The following is a 19,960-nucleotide window of genomic DNA, read 5'->3' on the forward strand; positions in this document are numbered from 1 at the left end:
CTTCGCATACAAAGTCGTATTCGCGCTTACCGTATCCGTCGTGAAGTTCCACGCCGATGCGTAACCCTCATCCTTATACCAGCCCGAGAACGTGTGGCCGTCTCTCGTCGGATCCGTCGGCTTCGCGACAGTCGCGCCGGAGAGGATGCCTGTCTCGCTCACTACCGCGCTGCCTTCCTTTGAGTCGAAAGTCACCGTGTATGTCACCACCGGAACTGCTGTCCACTTCGCATACAGCGTCGTATTCGCGCTTACCGTATCCGTCGTGAAGTTCCACGCCGAGGCGTAACCCTCATCCTTGTACCAGCCCGAGAACGTGTAGCCGTCTCTCGTCGGATCCGTCGGCTTCGCGACAGTCGCGCCGGAGAGGATGCCTGTCTCGCTCACTACCGCGCTGCCTTCCTTCGAATCGAACGTTACCGTGTACGTCCCGACTGGAACTGCCGTCCACTTCGCATACAGCGTCGTATTCGTGCTTACCGTATCCGTCGTAAAGTTCCAAGCCGAGGCGTAACCCTCATCCTTGTACCAGCCCGAGAACGTGTACCCCGCTCTCGTCGGATCCGTCGGCTTCGCGACAGTCGCGCCGGAGAGGATGCCTGTCTCACTCTCTACCGCGCTGCCTTCCTTCGAATCGAACGTTACCGTGTACGTCCCGACTGGAACTGCCGTCCACTTCGCATACAGAGTCCTATACACGCTCCACGTATCCAAGATTACCGTATCCGTCGCGAAGTTCCATGCCGACGAGAAGTTTTCATCCGCATACCAACCCGAGAATGCGTAGCCGGCTTTCGTCGGATCGGATGGCTTCGGGACGGTCGCTCCGGAGAGAAGGCCGGGCGCGCTCTCAACCAAACTTCCTCCTTGCGAGTCGAACAACATCGTGTACGTCGGCGTCCACTTCCCGTACAGCGTCGTATTCGCATTTACCGTATCCGTATCAAAATCCCATAAGGTAATAAAATTCCATTCCTTATACCAACCCGCGAAGAGATAACCATCCGCGGTTGGCTCCGGCCTGGCAATCTTCGATCCGGGAGTAACTTCATTCAGGTCCTCGACCGGACCGCCATAATTCTCGACGAAGGTTACCTTGTAGCCCGCCGGCGCGGCTGCCCGCGTTACCGTCAAGGTGTAATTGGCCGTAGCCGACCCATCCTCCGACGTCACCACGACCGCAATCGTATTGCTCCCGACCTCCAGGGGAATCGCTTCGGATAACCTGCCGTTCGGTACGCTTTTTCCGTTTACGGTGATCGTTGCATAATCCATTTTGGCCACCGCATATACTCTAGTGCTCTGCGCGCCGTAGGCAAAGTCGATGGAGTATTTCTTGTTATCGCCCGGATCGACAACGGGTATGCCGTTGTTCAGCCCTAGTTCGATAAGCGAAGTGTCCGCGCCCGGGAGGCGATTAATATGCAACGTATAGGTCCGGGTTGTCGTCCCGTCTCTCGCCGTCACGACGACCGTTATCGTGTTATCTCCCATTAGTAAGTCAACGGGTACTTTGACGCCTCTTGTCGCTTCGATTCCGTTTACCGTGACGGTCGCCCCGCTATCTTCGGGTTGGGGATCGATCAGAACCTTGTTCTGGCCGATGAAATCTATAAAATCATAGAATGGCAAGCTCTTATTGAACCCGAAGCCGACGGGTAAATCCCCCGGTATTTCGCTTTCCAGAAATAGGCCTAGAAAATTCAATATGGTGTTGCTACCCGGCCCGCCCGCTCGAGTTACCGTTAAAGTGGTAATTTTCTTATACGATTGTAGAGGGGCGGCCGGTGTCACCAGAATCTCTATCGTGTTAACTCCAACATTCAGGGCAATAGCTCCCGACGGACTGCCGCTAGCTACTTCTACGCCGTTTACCTCAATCTTGGAATCAGCGTCTACCGCCGTCGGCGTAACCGTTATCTCGCTCACGTCGTTCGCAACGTCCGCATAGAATTTCCAAGTGTCCATGAGGTCCTCCACAGCCTTGCCGCTAGACAAAGTTAATGTGGTTAGACTCGTGACCCCGCTTCCTGCAGAAGAGTAAGAGGGAAATAAACCCATTACTATTATCAAAACCGTAAACAATGAAATACCACGCCTAATCATTAGTTTCTACTCTCCTCTTATCGTTGTGTAGATAGAGTCCATTTGTCACTCTCGAGCTGTACAAGCCATACTCTCTACTATAAAAGATAGCAGGGCTGAATTGACCTACCCGAGAGGGTAGTTCTATGGGCTAAATCGGGTAGTTAAATTCATGTTTACAGATTCGGCAGCCCCTTGGTTTTAAAAAAGAAATGAGACCCCTGAGTCTAGAGGTCTCCTCGTTCAAGTCAATAAAAAACGCCAAGCCGGATGAGATCCAGGGCTTAGCGTCCTCTTGCTGTTTCGGTCATCCTTTATGAGCGCTGAAGGCCACGCCTTCGTTTATCAGGCGAGCTGTTGATGATAAGAGGCCATTGCAATTCGTTCCAGTTCCATAGAAGTTGGATGATGATGAACGCGACCAACGCGGATTTTACCAATGGCAGCATGATATATCGGAAAGTCTGAAACAGATTGCATCCGTCCAGAGTCGCGGCTTCCTATCTTACCAGCAACGATCACTTCCGGCCATCGTATCTCCTGCCCGTCACACATTACATTAGATAAGTTTGGCTTGCTGTAAAAGCCTCCATACGATCATAGCTGCTTCCGCCCGGGTAATATACGCTTTCGGCGATAGCGTGTTTCCTCCGCGACCCGATACCAGACCAGCCTCCACTACCATCGCCGCACCGCTTCTCGCCCATTCCGATAGGCTATCCGAATCTACAAAACGGTGTAGCGGAGCAGAGGGATTAACCGTCTGCTGGCTTTTATCCGTATGAATCAGCATCATGGCTTTGGCAAGCATGATAAACGCCTGTTCGCGCGTTATGTTATCGTTCGGTCGGAACGTGTCGTCGCCGAATCCTGAAATTAAGCCATACGCATAGGCCGTTTGCACGGCGCCGCTATACCACTCCTCCTCCTTCACGTCCACAAAACGCATCGGCCCCTTCACCCTGCTCAGCCCAAGGCTCCGCACGAGGATTCCCGCAAACTCGGCTCGGGTTATGTCGCTATTGGGATGGAAGAATCCGTTTACCGGAGCACTCAGAATCAGACGCGACCCCAGGTCGTTTACGGCTGGTTTGGACCAATGCTTCTCCACGTCGGTGAAGCTTTGCGAATGATGAATAACGGCATAGGTGCCATTCGACAGGTCGCTGATTTTCACATAGCGTTTGCCGTCGACCTTCACGATTCTGCTCGGAACATGACGAATCGTTCCATTCGGTTCAAGAGCGACTGCTGTCGTGATCCGATTCATATCCACCTCCGGAGCAATCGCAAGCAGCCTATCTGGGTACTTCGAATACCGGACCTCGTCCTCCGTCTTATCGCCGTACTCCACCTTGATGGCAAACGTGATAGCTGGCGAGATGATCTCCGCATCTAACCGCTCTGCTGCATCCTGCAAGCGCTTGGATGTTTCACTCGTAGCATGGCCGACAGAGAGCCATACCTTTACGTCTTGCAGTAGGATTTGGCTACCCAAACGATCCGCGACGATCGCGTCGCTATAGATTGATTCGGCAGGCAGCGTGAAAACCATCTTCTCCGTCTGAATGACCAAGGTCGTCGCTTTCTGCTCCAGGTTGTGAAGCAGTTGGCCGTTTAGCTTGATGTTTACCGTGTCGGAGCCATTAGCCGCGACAATGGACAGGACAGCTCCCGGCTTTTCTTGCCCCAACCTGGCCGTTAGCTTAGCGGAATCCAGCTCGGCCGTGATGACCGTTCGCCCCGCTAGGGTCGTTACGATGACAGGACCAAGCTGTTCTACCTGCTGCCCGTTCACCAAAAACTTCACCCATTCCATCGTTGGGGACGAAGTCTGCGGCGGTGACGTTGTGACGCTCGCCGTCGGTCTAACGGAATGAGATGCATCAGATACGGCACCAGGTCCGACGCTGTTGATTGCCCGAACCGTAAACGTGTAGTCCGTCCCGTTGGTCAGCCCTGTGACTTCCATTTGCGTTGTCGTTCCGACTACCGTAATTCCGCCCGGGCTAGCCACCACCTCATACCGAAGAATGGCGCTCCCCCCATGGTCAGCCGGAGCATCGAAACGAACGGTGGCTATCTTGTCGCCCGCGCTCGCTCGCACGTTCGTCGGAGCTAATGGCACCGTTGCAGGCATCGCACTGGCTTCTTCCGAGAAGGGGCTTGAGCCTCCCGAATTGCTAGCCTTGACCGCAAAATAATAGGAAACTCCATTGGTTAGGCCTGTCACTTCGTAGTTCGTATCCCTCACCGTAGCGACGGATTCGCTGAAATCGCCCGAAGCCGTCGCTACATAGATCTCATATGCATCGGCATGCTCTACCGCCTCCCAATGCAAGGCAACGCTTCGATCTCCGGCTATAGCTTGTAGCGAAGTCGGGCTTGCAGGCACGCCAGGCAGGGTAATGTTCTGGGTAACGGTAAAGGTCCGATCGCTCATAAGGGCAGCGGATACGGTAACCGTTGTGGTATAACTCCCGGCTGCGAGACCATCCTTGACTTTGACTGTAAAGCTGGTGGACGGCGCACCGCTATTTAAGGTGGAGGCCGGCTGCGAGATTTCAAAAGCTTCGGCGTCTGCTCCCCCCTTTGCTACGGATAAGCCTGTTAAATGTCCCGTACCGGTATTCATAACGGAGATCACCAACGTTTGCTGAGTACCAGGCCCATACCCTTGCGTCAAGGCAGATGCAGTCTGATGATCTATCGCTTCTATTTCATAGGTAAGAACCTCGGTTGCGGTGACGGAAACGACATTGCTTGTTACGCTCGCCGTCTTCGTTCCGTTAACGCTCGCATTCGTGTTCGTCACTTCGACGTAATAATACCTCGTGCCAGCTGTTGCCGTCGGTGCGTTGTAGCTAGCGCTTGTCGCACCGTTCACCAACGTCCCTCCGCTTGTGCTATTGCTGTCGTTGCTGTACCACTGATAGCTCAGCACACCTCCATCGCTCACGCTCGCCGCTACGCTAAGCGTAGCCGTCCCTCCAACGTTCACCGTCGCATCCGTCGGCTGCGTCCCAATGCTTGGCGCCTCTGCGTTAACGAGCGTATTCAGCGTCACTTGAGCTACTCCACTTATCACGCTAGCCGTCTTCGTTCCGCTAGCGCTCGCATTCGTGTTCGTCACTACGACGAAATAATACCTCGTGCCGGCCGTTGCCGTCGGTACATTATAGCTAGCGCTTCTCGCTCCATTCACGAACGTGCCTCCGCTCGTGCTGTTGCTGCCGTTGCTATACCACTGGTAGCTCAATACGCCTCCATCGCTCACGCTCGCCGATACGCTAAGCGTAGCCGTTCCTCCAACCTCCGCCGTCGCATCCGCTGGCTGCGTCTCAATGCTTGGCGTAACCGCGTTCACGAGCGCGTTCGCTGTCACCGAAACAATATTGCTCGTAACGCTCGCCGATTTTGTTCCCACAGCTCGCGAATTTGTATTCGTCACCTCAACGTAATAGTACAAAGTCCCTTCAGTGGCAGTCGGCGCGTTATAGCTTGCGCCGATCGCTCCAGTCACAGGCGTACCACCGGAGGTGCTGTTGCTAGTATTGCTGTACCACTGGTAGCTTAACGTTCCGCCGTCGATGGTGTATGCCGTCACTCTAAGCGTCGCCGTTCCTCCCACATTTACCGCCAGATTCGCCGGCTGTGTACTGATGGTCGGAAAATCAGCGTTAATCAACATCCTGGCTGCCCTAACCTGACCGGAATAACCATTGGCTTCAGCCCAAAAAGCATATAAATCACCATTGAATTGTTGCAGGGAAGGTTCCCAAGCTGTATCGACAGTACCGGCATTAATACCATTTGAACCTCCATCATCTACAGATGACCAACTTGTTCTATCATACTTTTTTACCCGAATTTGAGCTCGAGTCGTGCCATTATCTTCAAGCCATGTAACGTATAAATCATTATTGAACACCATCGGTTTAGGAAAAGATGCTTCCCTGTTAATATTTACATTCAAGCCAATAGAACCCCCGCCATCTTCACTCGTCCAGCTTGCTCCATCATATTTCTTTACTCTAATCTGACTACTCTCATACCATGTTGCATACAGGGCATTATCAAATTCGATTAATTCGGGCGCTAATGCGTTGGAAGAAGGATTTACGTTTATACCGTCGCTTCCTCCGCCATCGACACTAATCCAACTGGAGCCATCATATTTCTTTACTCTCACTTGTGCAGCCCAAGGACCATATTCATACCAAGAAACGTATAAAGCGTTGTTGAATACGGCCATCGTCGGATAGGTTGCAGAACTCAAAGGATCTGCGTTCAAACCTGTAGAGCCTCCGCCATCGACACTGGTCCAATTGGTACCGTCAAAGCTCATTACTCGAATCTGATTAACTCCGCCGTCTACCTTCTCATGCCAAGCTACGTAAAGAATGTTGTTCATGACGGCCATGCGTGGAGCAGACGATGTTGCCGATGCGCTTCCATTTAAGCCGTCTTCATCCACACTGATCCAACTGGTTCCATCGTATTTTTTCACGCGAATCTTACCCGTTTCCTCCCAAAGCAAGTATAAAATATCCTCATATACGATTAAGGAAGGGTTAAGCGCTCGATCTGCTGGATTTATATTCAGACCGGTCGCACCGCCTCCGTCTACGCTTCTCCATGTTGTTCCATTAAAGCTTTTTACTCGAACCTGATTAACTGCAGATGCCCTCTCAATCCAGGCTGCATAAAGAATATTATGGTGTACGGCCGTACGCATAGCTTGCGATGCATGACTCGAAGTGTTCACATTCAGGCCATTAGCCCCGCCGCCATCCACCATAATCCAATTAGAGGCTGCTGCCTCAGCCGTTCCAGGCCCAGCTATCAACGTCAGCATCATACTTACTATTAACAGATAAATCAGCGATCTGCGTTTCAAATGCTTCATAAATATTGTGTTCCTCCTTGTAATCCCTTATCTATTCTGAAAAAAATAATAACCATATTCGACTCCCCCACCATCAAGATGCCTCTTATTAAATACATACGTTTAGGCACATGATGTCCCCGGGTACTTCTCCATTCCTCAGCACAAGGTAACGCAAGTGGTCTACTATCTTTGCTGCCAGCATTACTCAATCAGACCAACACAGAAATACTCTGACAAAAAATATAGGAATCGCATCGTAATCTTTGACAGGCGGGAGAGAGTTTAGTGCAGCAATTAGATGTTGGAAAATATTACATTTAAAACGAGCTAAATTCTCGCTCTCCGTAAGGCAAATCTAAATTAAGTATAATGGTTGAAAAACAAAAAATGACCTACCCAGAAGGGTAGGTCAACAAGGAAAAGGGGTAGGTAAACGTAAGCGTTCTATAATTACATTTCAAACTAACTTGTCTCCCACAAGCCCCAAAAGACCCGCTACTGTACCCTATTTTCTTCATTTTAAGTGCAGTTCGATCTTTTGATTTTTAAATAGCAATATTAATTTTTGAATTTTCTAACTAAATGCATCTGAAAGTTTATGCAACAAGTTTTATCTTTCTCAATTTCACTTAGCCGTCCTTATGAATTACCTAATAATGAAGAGAAATCAACTTGAGTCCTCTGGTTTAGTTTACGGATCCTTTTTACACGCTCGCCTATAGTGCCCGACATTTAGTTGCTCCTTCATAAAAATACCCGATGATCTAGTAAAGCATCATCGGGTATTTTCTAGTTGTTCAATAATTCTTGTTGGAGATCAAAACAATACTTTATTGTAATTCTCCATTCAAGAACATAACTTTATTGTTCAGAACAATACTTTATTGTAATGAATCAGTGAGAGTATTTCGTTTTGAATTTCTACTCCACCGTCACGCTCTTCGCCAAATTCCGTGGCTTATCAACGTCATGACCTAGAGCCAGCGATGCATAGTAGGAAATCAGTTGAAGAGGTACGACCGACAGAGCTGGTGTAAGAACCGGCAGCGTCTTCGGAATCGTGAACAGCTCGTCGACGGATTTCGCTGCTTCGGATTCGAAACCAGCGTTTGCGATACCGAGGACATGCGCACCGCGCGCTTTCACTTCTTTAATGTTGCTGAGCGTCTTCTCATACAGCGCTTCTTGCGTAACAAGGGCGATAACCGGGATGCCGTCCTCGATCAGCGCAAGCGTACCGTGCTTCAGCTCGCCTGCCGCGTAAGCTTCGGAGTGAATGTACGAAATTTCTTTCAGCTTCAGCGAGCCTTCTTGCGCGACAGCGTAGTCTACGCCGCGGCCGATGAAGAACAGGCTCTTGTGATGCGAGATCGACTCTGCCACTTGCTTCAGCACATTGGATTGCTCAAGGATGCTTTCCACTTGCTCAGGAAGCTTATGCAAACCTGCAATCAGTTCTTCAACAGCGGATTGCTCCTGCGTGCCAAGAACGCCTGCAAGGTGCAAGCCGAACAGGTAGAACGCGATCAATTGCGAAGTGTAAGCTTTGGTCGAGGCAACCGCGATTTCAGGTCCTGCCCAAGTTACGAGCACGTCGTCCGCTTCGCGGGCAACCGAGCTGCCGACTACGTTCGTAATCGCCAGTACGCGAGCGCCGTTGCGCTTCGCTTCACGCAATGCTGCCAGCGTATCCGCTGTTTCGCCGGATTGGCTTACAACGACAACAAGCGTGTCAGGCGTAATAATTGGCGAACGGTAGCGATATTCGGATGCGACATCGTTCTCTACCGGGATGCGGGCTAGCGACTCGATGACCGTTTTGCCGACAAGACCTGCGTGGTACGCCGTACCGCAAGCTACGATATGCACTTTGCGAATCGATTTGATATATTCTTCTGTCATTGTTAGTTCTTTCAAGTACACCGATTTGTTGTCATCGGCAATACGACCAAGCATAGTGTCGCGGTATGCCTTCGGCTGCTCGTAAATTTCCTTGAGCATGAAGTGATCGAAACCGGCTTTCTCCGCCGTTACTAGATCCCAATCGACATGAAATATTTCCTTGGAAATAGTTTCGCCTTCTGTCGTCATTAGTTCGACACCATTACGTGTCAACACGGCCATTTCGCCGTCGTCCAAAATGTAGACGTTGCGAGTATGCTCGAGGATCGCCGGAATGTCCGAACCAATAAAGTTCTCGCCTTCGCCGATGCCGATAACAAGCGGACTTGCAAAACGTACAGCGACTAAGCGCTCAGGCTCATACTCTGTCAAAACGCCCAGCGCGTAAGCTCCGCGCATACGTTTCACTGCGCGTTGCACCGCTTCGACAATGTTGCCGTCGTATTCTTCAGCGATCAAGTGCGAGATGATTTCCGTATCCGTCTCCGACACGAATACATGGCCTTTCGCAGCCAGCTCATCCTTCAAATCCAGATAATTTTCGATAATGCCGTTATGCACGACGGAGAACTTCGCCGAGTTGTCCGTATGCGGATGAGAATTCACGTCGGACGGCTTACCATGCGTTGCCCAGCGTGTATGTCCGATACCTACTGAACCTTCCAGTGGATCTCCTTTTAGCTTATCTTCAAGATTAGCCAAACGTCCTATGGACTTCGTAATTTCCAAACCGTTTTTCGTAAAGACAGCGATACCTGCGGAATCATAACCGCGGTACTCCAGCTTCTTCAATCCCTCAAGCAAAATATCCTGCGAATCCCGTTTACCAATATATCCAACAATTCCACACATAATTTAATAAGCCTCCGTAAGGTGTATTTCCCGCCTTCGTACGGATGCAGCCTTGCCAATGTGCGGCACAAGCAATATGAAGTTGTCACAGATTAATCCCTTATGTTGCATTAAAATGTAACCCTTCTGCCCGTGCTCGCCCCGCAGGCAGCATCTTGGACATACGGGATCAATATCAGCCTGCCGCAATTTTGTAAGACGGGTCGCCCAGTCTCTTTGATTTGCAGCTTTCGGTTGGCTTGTCGTACCGGAAGGTCCCCGCCGAATGTTTCGAACACCTTCACCTCGTCAGCTTTCCGCATGGATAACGACTCTATTCAGCCGCTGTCCCATCGCGCAAGCTCTGGCGCTTATATTGCTTATTTAACCTCTATCCTCGCTTTCCTTCTTGAATCATACTACCTACCTATCATATTCAATCTGGATATAATCTGCAACCTGTTTTCTGAAAATGGACAACTTACCAGCCGTCAAGTATGACATTTACATGTCCATTTGCAGTCAGAACAGGATACTAGGATACTTCAAATGAGCCATTGGCATGAATACGAGGAAAAAATGTCCGAGCATCTAAATGAGTCCAAAAAAGACCCGAGCACCCGTACGCATCACCGCAAACCATGCTTGGCTTGAAATCATTGAAGCTTAGTTGCGTATTTTTTGATTCAAGCAAAGAATCTTAATGGTCCTATTTACAGTTTTCCCCTCTAAAAAGATTCGTTACGAATCATGAGATTCTTATTTCATCCGATTCCTTACCGTTACGCAACATTTCGGGTAAATAAGGCTTTCTGAGTTCGTTAGTAAGCAAATATTCGTTGAAACCCGCAAATAAGATGCTCTAGATTCGTTAACAAAGCGTACACGGCTGTCGACGTCCTTAAAGGTGGTGGGCGGTGTGAAGCAAAGTATGGCGTATCGATTTACTTTCCTAAATCTCAAATAAGGACCAGCCGGGTTATTCGCCCAGCCGGTCCGTCTTCTATAAGTCATATATAACTGCCTTTACCATTAACCAAGCTCATTTTTAACGACGTCCACGATCTGAGCCACGTAAGCTTCAACTTGATCCTTGTCCGGACCTTCCGCCATAACGCGAATCAGTGACTCTGTACCGGATGGGCGAACAAGTACGCGCCCGTTATCGCCAAGCTCGCTCTCAACTTGCTTCACAGCTTCCTCGATGGCAGCGTTGCCTTGGTACAGGCTCTTATCTTCAACGCGAACGTTGACGAGCACTTGCGGGAACTTGCGCATAAGTCCCTTGAGCTCGCTTAGCTTCTTGCCCGATGCAGCCAGCGTGTCGACCAGCTGCAGAGCAGTGAGGATGCCGTCTCCCGTCGTAATATAATCGAGGAAGATGACATGGCCGGATTGCTCGCCGCCGAGGTTGTAGCCGCCGCGACGCATTTCTTCCATAACATAACGGTCACCGACCGAAGTTTGAGCCGTTCTTAATCCGATATTCTCAGTACCCTTGAAAAAGCCGATATTCGCCATTACCGTTGTTACGACGGTATCATGGTTTAGCTTGCCCGCACGCTTCATCGCATCGCCGATGATGCACAGAATGAAGTCGCCGTCGACTTCCTCGCCCTTCTCGTCGATCGCGATCAAGCGATCAGCGTCGCCGTCGAAGGAAAGGCCGAGATGCGCCCCGTGCTTCAGCACTTCCTCGCGCAGGTATTCCGGATGCGTCGAACCGACGCCCGCATTAATGTTAAGGCCGTCTGGCTCCGCGCCTACGGTAATAATGTCCGCGCCAAGCTCGCGGAACACAGTCGGAGCAAGCTCATACGCTGCGCCGTTTGCGCAGTCTAGAACGATCTTCAGGCCGCTGAAATCGCCCTTGATCGTTGTTTTCAAATAATCCAAGTATTGCTGCTTCGCTCCGTCATAGATCGATACAGCGCCAATCTCGCCGCCCTCAGGACGCGGCAGCTCATCGACTTTCGCATCGATAAGCGCTTCGATCTCAAGCTCCGTCTCATCAGACAGCTTGAAGCCGTCGCCGCCGAAGAACTTGATGCCGTTATCCTCAACCGGATTATGCGAAGCGGAGATCATGACCCCGGCGTCAGCGCTAAGCTCACGCGTAATATAAGCAACAGCAGGCGTGGATACAACGCCTAGACGCACAACGTTCGCGCCAATCGACAGAAGGCCGGCAATAAGCGCGGATTCCAGCATAGGACCGGAAATTCGCGTATCAAGACCGATCACAACGACCGGGCTCTCCGCCTTTCTTGTCAGTACATAACCGCCGCAACGGCCGATCTTATAGGCTAGCTCAGGCGTCAGCTCTCTATTTGCAACGCCTCGTACTCCGTCAGTTCCGAAATATTTCCCCATTCTCATTTTGCCCCTTTGTTCAACATGTTATCGACTACTTGTTACCTCATTCATTGCCACAAGCTACTCGCTGCTATTCGCAGCATTCCCGCCGGCATTGCCGTTCCCGCTTCCCGGGTCAGGCGTTGCGGGCGGCGTAACGGTAGGTGTCGTGCCCGTCTCATCCGGCGGCGTCTCAACCCCCGTACCTGCTCCAATTGAACCATCATCCACAATTTCGATGGTCACGGATAGCGGCTGTCCGTCCGCAGCTACCGTCTGCACATAAGCAGGCAGAACTACATCTAGCGGAATCGTATGCACGCCAGGCCCAAGCCCCGCGAGACTCGCTGTAATAGTAATCTGATTCGCTTCCACCTTGGAGAGGATCGATTCCGCTCCGCTAACCGTTAAGTCGTATTTGCCCGACACAGGCGTTCGCACGACGGCCGTCAGCCCTTCTGCAAGCCCCTCCATATTGATTGCCATACCGGTAAAGGTCCGCGTTACCGTCGGATCAACAAATACACTGATTGAAATCTCGCTCGGATCGACGGACTTAATGCCGTCAATAAGCTGCGTCTTCACCTTGAACGTTCCCGATGCCTTCACCTTCGACAAGTCGAAGACGACTCCGTCGAATACCGTCAGCGCATCAATCGTTTGCTGATCGCCATAGACGGTAACCTCTTCGATCTCCGGCTTGATCGATTCAATGCTGAAGCCGTCCGGAAGCGTGCCTGTATATCGAACCTGCAGCGGCACTTTCTTGAATGGCGGCGTCACCTTAACCTCCACCATGACCGTGCCGGGATCGACAATTGCATTCGTCATCTCCAAGCCGTCCGTATCGTAAACGACGACCTTCGCTTTCTTATCCGTAACCGTCTTATCCGCGCCTTCAATATTGACTGACGCAACGACGCTTCCTACACGCTGCATATCGTCCTTCGGCAGCGTTACCTCAATACCTGGTCCGGCAGCTTCCGTCGAGAGCGTTACCGCAGCCGGCTCGCCAGCGACAAAGCCTTCCGCAGGCTTACCTTCCGCAACGACCTGCAGATCAAACGTTTTCGTTACGATTTCCTCCAATTGTACGGTTACCGTACGCGGCGACATTGCCACAAGCTGAATACCTTTAGGTAATTTTACAACGAGGGGCAATTCCTGTATGCCTGGTTTTACGTCTTTCACATCTACTATTACTTTATAATCATCAATGGAGGAAGCTGACAGCAAATCGGTCAGCTTGCCCTGCACATCGATTCGCACAACGGTCGGCTCCATTGCCGTCAGGGCGAACTTATCCGCATCGAGTCCCTCAATGTTAATCTTCGCCGCTTCAATCGTCTTCGTGTCGATCGACGACGTAACCGTCTGCGGCGACGAATCGGTATCGATATGTACGACCGCCCATAACAATAAAGCAAGCACCACCGATAAAATCTTCATTGCAGTCGGATGACTTAGCCACTTATCCATGGCCTCCTCCTTTCCGCTTGAAGAGCGACGAGATCGACAGAGTCGACTTCTCCTTGCTCTTCGGGCTTGACTTCGGCGTCAACTCCTCGAACAGCTTCGAGATGAGCGACTCCTCATTAATGTCACGCACAATCATACCGTTCAGCGACAACGATACTTGTCCCGTCTCCTCAGAGACGACGACTGAAATCGCATCGCTCACTTCGCTTACCCCGATGGCAGCGCGATGGCGCGTTCCAAGCTCCTTGCTAATAAACGGATTTTCGGAGAGCGGCAAATAACAGCCTGCGGCCATAATCTGATTGCCGCGAATAATGACCGCTCCGTCATGCAGAGGCGCATTCGGTGTGAAAATATTAATGAGCAGCTCCGAAGTAATCCGCGATTCCATCTGAACACCGGATTCGATCAGTTCGCTCACGCCCGTGCTCCGCTCGAATACGATCAAAGCGCCGATCTTGCGGCTGGCCATATGCTGAACCGCTTTGATAACGCCGTCCACCTGCTCGCTTACGGCATCCCGCTCCAAAGAATACGTCCGTGAGAACAGCTTGCCCCGTCCGAGCTGCTCAAGCACCCGGCGCAATTCCGGCTGGAATATAATAAGCACCGAAACGACCCCGAACGTGAACATCTGATTCATCAGCCACTTGAGGGTGTACAAATTGAACCAGGTGCTAATCGCCCAAGTACCAACCAAGACGAAGATCCCCTTAAGCAATTGCACAGCCCTCGTGCCGCGAACGAGCAAGATCATTTTATAAATAATATAGCTGACTATGCCAACATCGATGATGTCCTTCAACCAATCGTGCCAAGTTAAATCCGAGAAATAGCTCATATGCCAACCCCCAACAGCCGATAACCTTGTTTTTCGCAACCTGATCCGATACTATGCCTTACGCTTCGGCTTCCTATCGATTATGATCGGAATTCAACTTTATTATTTTCTATAATTGGGATTGGAAATCCTTTATTTTGATAAAAGTTTACTTTGTACGGATAAGGTACACAAAAATACCTCCCTGCACGAGGGAGGTATGACGCTTTAATCGGCGATTCCGCCAAACGTCTGCGTTACCTTGAACCAGAACCAATCAAGCGCCTGATCGATTGTGCGGCTCTGCCCTGCAATATGCCCCGTCGATGCGAGGTTCAGCGTCCCGTCGATGACCGTCACGTTTCCGTCGATCTCGCCAAGCACCTCAGCCCGCCCGTTCTCCACGGTCAGATTGCCAGTTAGATGTGCGCCTTCAGGGACGATTACGGTGTTTCCTTCTATTATAACAGATTGAAGGTCCTCACCCGCAACGACCAGCTTCGTATCTTCCTCCCACAATGTGAAGAAGCTGCCAAGCATGACGAGCAGAAATACGGCCGCAGCCGTAACGCCGGGATATCGGTAAATAAACCGAACGAAGCCGTTCCGCGTCTTCGCTTTCTTTAACGGGAGCTGCTGCATGATTTTGTTCGTTAATTGCTCAGAGGCTTGCTTGTCGTAACCCGTTTGCGGCGCTGCCGCAGACAGAGAGTGGAATGCTGCTGATTCCGTGTTCTCCAATTGCTCAAAGCGGCTACGGCAAGCAGGACATGAAAGCAAATGCCTCTTCAGCTCCGTAATATCTTCACGCGGCAGCTCGCCGTCCAAATAGTCATGCATCCAAACGATGGCGACGTTGCAATTCATAGCAGCCAGTCCTTTCTTTCCATTGCTTCCGCAGTAGTTCGTAATTGATTTGTAAAACGTAAATGGCTAACGTCGTTATTATGTCATGAAAAAACAGCCACGATCATCTATCATCGGCATGGCTCGTTTAAGCTTGCTATAGGATACGTTGCGAATCACAGGATGTTTCACTTTTTTATGCTGCTTTTTTTTCCATAGGCAAATGCCCGTAACGAAGCCTACAGCTTGTGCTCCAGCTTCTTGCGCAGAAATTCCCGGCCGCGGTGAACGCGTGTCTTAATCGTAGTAACCGGCATATCCATAATATCGCCAATTTCCTGTAAGGACAAATCCTGCATGTACCGGAGCGCCATAACCGTCTTGTACTTCGGAGGAAGCGTCTCGATCGCTTGATGGATGATGCGCTGCGTGTCCGATAACATCAACTCCGTCTCCGGCGTCCGGTCATCGCTTGGAATCATCGAATAGCCGTCGAGTCCCTCGTGTTCCGAAGATTCCGCATCGAGCGAATAAACCGGCTTCCGCTTCCTTAATCGATCGATGCATAAATTAGTAGCAATTCTATATATCCACGTAGAAAATTTCAAAGTCTCGTCGTACCTGTCCAAGTTTTTGTATACACGAAGAAACGTATCCTGAACAACGTCCTCCGACTCCTGACGATTGTTCAGCATTCGGTATGCCATATGAAACAGCTTATCCTGATACAGGCTCACAAGCTCGGCGAACGCTCCCTGGTCGCCCTTCAGCGACAGGCGCGCCAAGCGTGCCTCCATTACATTCACCTTTACTCCTCCAGACGTTCCGTGCGTACAACCGCTCGCCTTGCTGATTGCTCGGCGATAACGATCCCAATCAATATAAGGACGATGCCAATTATTTGGCCTGTGCTTAATTTCTCATTAATGATGAGCCATGCGCTCACCACAGCGACCGGCAGCTCCATTGCTCCGAGCAGCGAGGCTAGCCCGCTTCCGATCTTCGGAATGCCTGCATTGAAGCAGATCGCCGGCATCACACTGCCAAGCAGCGCGAGCGCCGTTCCCCATCCGAGCATTTCCCATTCCGCATCGCCTGCCCATGACCCTGATCCGTAGAGCAAAACGATGACTATGAAGCCAAAAGACATCATCATTGCGGACTTCATGACCGGATCATGATCGGTCTCGATCAGTCCCGTCAGGAACAGAAACAAACTATACGTAACAGCGGAGGCTAAGCCGTAGCCTACTCCGATGATATCGATCCGTGCAAGACCCACTTCCTCGAACAAGCCTGCCGCGAGCAAAGTGCCCGCCATTGCGACGGCAATCGCCGCCAGCGCAAGCTTCCTCGGAAACCTTCGAACGCGTATGCATTCTAGCAAAATCGTAATCCACATGAACTGAAAAAGCAAGACAATTGAGAAAGATGCTTCCAGCCGCTGTAGAGCCATATTATAAAACACCGTTGTGAGACATAAGCCGAATATGCCGACGACAGCCAGCATCAGCCACTTTCCTCTGCGAAAAGGGTTCCGCCACAGCTTCGGACGAAGCAGCACGAGCAGCCACAGCAGTACAACGCTTATGCCGACTTGGTGCACCGTTATTTGCTCGAAGCTGAAGCCCGCATCATAAGCTAGCTTGACGATTGGCGATAATATGCCGTAGCAAGCAGCGCCGATTAAAACGATAATAACGGAAAACCAGTATGATGATGACTGCTTCACCCTTCGTTCCTCCCGCACCTGCTTGCCAATCATTCTGATTATTATAAACGTTATAGAATGGCTCGGCAATCGACCTAGGTCGGGGATTGGAGAATTATGCTTGCCCTACAACCTACAAATAAAACAAGCAGCAGCCATGATCATTACGTTCATGGCTGCTGCTCTCTATAGAATTGCCCGCTGCGCTTACAGCGTATTCGTCTTCAATTGATCCAGCACGTTCATTATGGTAGTCGTCGGAATCGCAAAGCCAATGCCTTGCGCCTCAGCGTTAACCGCCGTATTAATGCCGATTACTTGGCCTTTCTCGTTAAGCAGCGGTCCGCCGGAGTTGCCCGGATTGATCGATGCGTCCGTCTGCAGCAGATGCTCGTACTCGTGATCGCCCTGCTCGTCCGCTATCGTAATCGGACGCTCCTTCGCGCTAAGCACCCCCATCGTCATCGTCTGATCGAAGCCGTACGGGTTGCCGATAGCGATAACCCAGTCGCCGATCCGCGTCTCGTCGGAGTTGCCAAGTTCAAGCGACGGGAATGCCTTACCGTCAGGGCTTGTCACTTTGAGCACGGCAAGATCCAGCTCATAGCTTGTACCCATCACCTGCGCCGTAAGCGGCTCGTCATAACCTTGAACGGTAACCTTCACTTCCTTCGCTCCGGATACGACATGCTCATTGGTCAGAATATAACCGTCCGATTCGAAAAAGAATCCTGTACCCGAGCCGCTAAGCTCGAGCTCGCTGCTGCTCTGCTCATCAGACGGCTGCTGCTCTTGCTGCTGCTCCTGCTGACTTTGACCGCCTCTTCCCCCTCCGCCGAAAAACTGGCGGAACAGAGGGTCGTCCATCATCGTGCTTTGCTTGCTTGGCTCGGTATAGGTTTCGATCTTCACGACAGCAGGGCTAGTCGCCTCGTAGATTTGCGCTACGGTTGCGTTCGTCCCTAGCGATGCAGTCGTAAGCCCCGCATCCTGCTGAGCTGCGCCGCTTGCGATAGAGGTTGTTCCCGTGCCGGCTGCCGTGCTGCCGCCGCTGAACAAGTTGTTCCGATCGGCTGCATAAGCGAATCCACCAACGACCATGGCGCCGATAAGGAATGATGCCAGCATCGTTCGGGTCGAATTCCGGCTGCTGCGCTTCGAGCGATTACTGCCGCCCATGTTCATAAGGTCCATATGGATTCCAAGCTCTTTCTCATAGGAAGCTTGCAGCTCCGACGGCTTCCTCTGCCCTTGCGCCTGCGAGTCATAAGTATAAGTCGTGCTAGGCTTAACACCTGTTTCGTTCTGTGAATGCATATTCGAATTCGTTGTTCCGTTATGCGAAGTATATTTGTCCTGTTCGTTCATGTTTATCATCCTCCTGCGTTTGTTCTCTTTGCTATGTTTCTATCATGCAGGATGCACCTTAAATCAAACTTAAGCAGATTATAATTGAACATAAGAAAATCGATTTTCAAAGACAACATGCAACATTCCAATCATTCCCTCGTCTATGAGTAGGTAACATACCCGCTTACTAACAGGAGGAACGACAGATGAACAAAATGTACAAAGTATTAGCAACCGCATCCATTATGGCACTTGCTGCCGTACCGTTGACTGCTAGCGCGCAGGATATCCCGCCGGCACCCATTCATACGGGACAAGGGCAGATCGTCAATCAAACCAAAGTCGTACCGGCCGTTTGGGGTCAAATCACGGACTTCGTCAACGACTCTTCAGGTAAATTCATCACGGTCAAGGGTCGCGGGCTCGCGATTAACGACCAGAGTGAAATGATCCTTAACATTACGAAAGATACGAAAATTTATAATGCTAAAGGCAAGACCGTCGCTCTAAAAACGATCATCGACAATAAAATGGTCGTTAAGGCGTTCTACGGCCCTAATATTACGAAGAGCCTTCCCGCTCGCGGAACGGCGCTGACGCTTGTCGTTCAAGACAACAGCTTCACCGGTATCGAAGGAACGGTTGGCGAAGTGAGAGATAACGGCATTGTCGTAACGGGAACGAATATATATTCGGCATCCGAAGAAACGGTTGTGCTCCATTTTGCAGACAATGTCCAAATCTTCGATCAGAACGGACAAGCGATCAAGGCAGATGTGATCAAGCCCGGCATGTCGGTCAAATCCATCTATGGTCCGGCAATGACAATGAGCATTCCACCGCAATCAACGACCAAATACGTCGTAGTGAACACGGTGATCGAGGAGCAGACACCTCCCGGTACGGATGGCATCATTACGAATATTACAGGCAAGCAAGTGACGGTGATGGGCAATCCGCTGGAGCAAGGCGGCGTCAATTATGTCATTCTGACAGTCGACGAACAGACGGAGATCGTGAACGAGAAGGGCGAGAAGCTGACGGCTGACGCGCTCAAGCAGGATGCGCGCGTAGAGGCGTATTACGGCGAAGTGATGACGATGATCTACCCTGCTCAGACTCATGCCGATAAGCTTGTCGTGAAGGCTGCTCAAACGAATAAAGTAGAGGGCACAATCGCGGCATCCGATCGTGTAGGCAAAGATCAAGTATACGTGAATGTAGGTTCCGATGATTCTACAAGCAACGATATTATACTGAATATTAGCGAAGCTACGAGAGTGATCTACCCCGTCGGCATCGACACAGGCCTTATTGCAGGCAGCAAAATCGTCGCTTACACTGCGGCAGAGATGACGGCCTCCCTTCCAGGCATGACGAATGCGGAGCTCGTTATTGTGACGAGCAAGGACTCTGTAGACACAGCAGAATAGTGTTGTTAAAGTTCCCAAGCTCGCTATGTTGGATTTCTGCAGTATAGAAGGCAGTATCTAGCATTTGTAACGCGCTATAGTGGATTTCTGCAGTAACTTTGCTCGTTATGTGTTATTTTAAGGCGGAATTGGCTAAAGTTAATGCAATTATCCAACATAGATTAAAATATAGGGCAAAAGACGCTGAAGTTGATGCAATTATCCAACATAGTCAATAAGGCCATTAATTAACCTAGATACACAACAAAAGAGGCGGT

Annotated in this window: 11 protein-coding genes and 1 pseudogene; 1 reads left to right on the forward strand and 11 read right to left on the reverse strand. The window is 50.7% G+C overall.

The features are described 5' to 3' along the window. From V8F51_RS29990 to V8F51_RS30040, 11 genes and pseudogenes are all read right to left on the reverse strand, one after another. Positions 1 to 1,968 (reverse strand): InlB B-repeat-containing protein (locus tag V8F51_RS29990; protein WP_337104180.1); only part of this gene is annotated, 1,968 nt, incomplete at its 3' end. Positions 1,969 to 2,429: 461 nt separating this feature from the next. Beyond that, positions 2,430 to 2,585, reverse strand: a pseudogene (locus V8F51_RS29995) (ABC transporter permease subunit); the annotation flags it as partial. 59 nt (positions 2,586 to 2,644) lie between these two features. Beyond that, positions 2,645 to 6,994: an S-layer homology domain-containing protein gene (locus tag V8F51_RS30000; RefSeq protein WP_337104181.1), complete on the reverse strand. Its 4,350-nt coding sequence runs from the start codon at positions 6,992 to 6,994 to the stop codon at positions 2,645 to 2,647. 903 nt (positions 6,995 to 7,897) lie between these two features. Then, positions 7,898 to 9,730 carry a glutamine--fructose-6-phosphate transaminase (isomerizing) gene (gene glmS, locus V8F51_RS30005; protein ID WP_337104182.1) on the reverse strand — a complete coding sequence of 611 codons (1,833 nt, stop codon included), beginning with the start codon at positions 9,728 to 9,730 and terminating at the stop codon, positions 7,898 to 7,900. 1,011 nt (positions 9,731 to 10,741) lie between these two features. After that, a complete protein-coding gene (glmM, locus tag V8F51_RS30010; RefSeq protein WP_337104183.1) occupies positions 10,742 to 12,082 on the reverse strand; it encodes a phosphoglucosamine mutase in 1,341 nt (446 codons plus the stop codon). Between the two features lie 63 nt (positions 12,083 to 12,145). Continuing rightward, positions 12,146 to 13,543: a CdaR family protein gene (locus V8F51_RS30015; protein ID WP_337104184.1), complete on the reverse strand. Its 1,398-nt coding sequence runs from the start codon at positions 13,541 to 13,543 to the stop codon at positions 12,146 to 12,148. Then, positions 13,536 to 14,384: a diadenylate cyclase CdaA gene (cdaA, locus tag V8F51_RS30020; RefSeq protein ID WP_337104185.1), complete on the reverse strand. Its 849-nt coding sequence runs from the start codon at positions 14,382 to 14,384 to the stop codon at positions 13,536 to 13,538. The genes V8F51_RS30015 and cdaA overlap by 8 nt, the downstream gene beginning before the upstream one ends. Positions 14,385 to 14,591: 207 nt before the next feature. Further along, entirely contained in the window at positions 14,592 to 15,230 is a 639-nt protein-coding gene (locus V8F51_RS30025; RefSeq protein ID WP_337104186.1) for an anti-sigma factor family protein, read from the reverse strand. A gap of 218 nt (positions 15,231 to 15,448) precedes the next feature. Further along, a complete protein-coding gene (gene sigW / locus V8F51_RS30030; protein ID WP_442956514.1) occupies positions 15,449 to 16,006 on the reverse strand; it encodes an RNA polymerase sigma factor SigW in 558 nt (185 codons plus the stop codon). A gap of 11 nt (positions 16,007 to 16,017) precedes the next feature. Further along, on the reverse strand, positions 16,018 to 16,941 hold the full coding sequence (locus V8F51_RS30035) for an EamA family transporter (protein ID WP_337104188.1): 924 nt from the start codon (positions 16,939 to 16,941) through the stop codon (positions 16,018 to 16,020). 186 nt (positions 16,942 to 17,127) lie between these two features. Further along, the gene (locus tag V8F51_RS30040) at positions 17,128 to 18,288 is read right to left on the reverse strand and encodes a S1C family serine protease (RefSeq protein ID WP_337104189.1); all 1,161 of its coding nucleotides are present in this window, start codon (positions 18,286 to 18,288) and stop codon (positions 17,128 to 17,130) included. A 188-nt stretch (positions 18,289 to 18,476) separates the two neighbouring features. On the opposite strand from V8F51_RS30040, the gene V8F51_RS30045 reads away from it, so the two are divergent. Next, positions 18,477 to 19,703, forward strand: coding sequence for a peptidase (locus V8F51_RS30045; protein WP_337104190.1), 1,227 nt, complete (start codon positions 18,477 to 18,479; stop codon positions 19,701 to 19,703). Positions 19,704 to 19,960 lie beyond the last annotated feature (257 nt).

Origin of the sequence: Paenibacillus sp. YIM B09110 (genome assembly GCF_037167145.1) — a bacterium.
Taxonomy (GTDB): domain Bacteria; phylum Bacillota; class Bacilli; order Paenibacillales; family Paenibacillaceae; genus Pristimantibacillus.

Excerpts from the sequence above, each read along its gene's own strand:
- V8F51_RS30000 (WP_337104181.1), bottom strand. The coding sequence starts at position 6,994 with ATGAAGCATTTGAAACGCAGATCGCTGATTTATCTGTTAATAGTAAGT.
- glmS (WP_337104182.1), bottom strand. The coding sequence starts at position 9,730 with ATGTGTGGAATTGTTGGATATATTGGTAAACGGGATTCGCAGGATATT.
- glmM (WP_337104183.1), bottom strand. The coding sequence starts at position 12,082 with ATGGGGAAATATTTCGGAACTGACGGAGTACGAGGCGTTGCAAATAGA.
- V8F51_RS30015 (WP_337104184.1), bottom strand. The coding sequence starts at position 13,543 with ATGGATAAGTGGCTAAGTCATCCGACTGCAATGAAGATTTTATCGGTG.
- cdaA (WP_337104185.1), bottom strand. The coding sequence starts at position 14,384 with ATGAGCTATTTCTCGGATTTAACTTGGCACGATTGGTTGAAGGACATC.
- V8F51_RS30025 (WP_337104186.1), bottom strand. The coding sequence starts at position 15,230 with ATGAATTGCAACGTCGCCATCGTTTGGATGCATGACTATTTGGACGGC.
- sigW (WP_442956514.1), bottom strand. The coding sequence starts at position 16,006 with ATGGAGGCACGCTTGGCGCGCCTGTCGCTGAAGGGCGACCAGGGAGCG.
- V8F51_RS30040 (WP_337104189.1), bottom strand. The coding sequence starts at position 18,288 with ATGAACGAACAGGACAAATATACTTCGCATAACGGAACAACGAATTCG.
- V8F51_RS30045 (WP_337104190.1), top strand. The coding sequence starts at position 18,477 with ATGAACAAAATGTACAAAGTATTAGCAACCGCATCCATTATGGCACTT.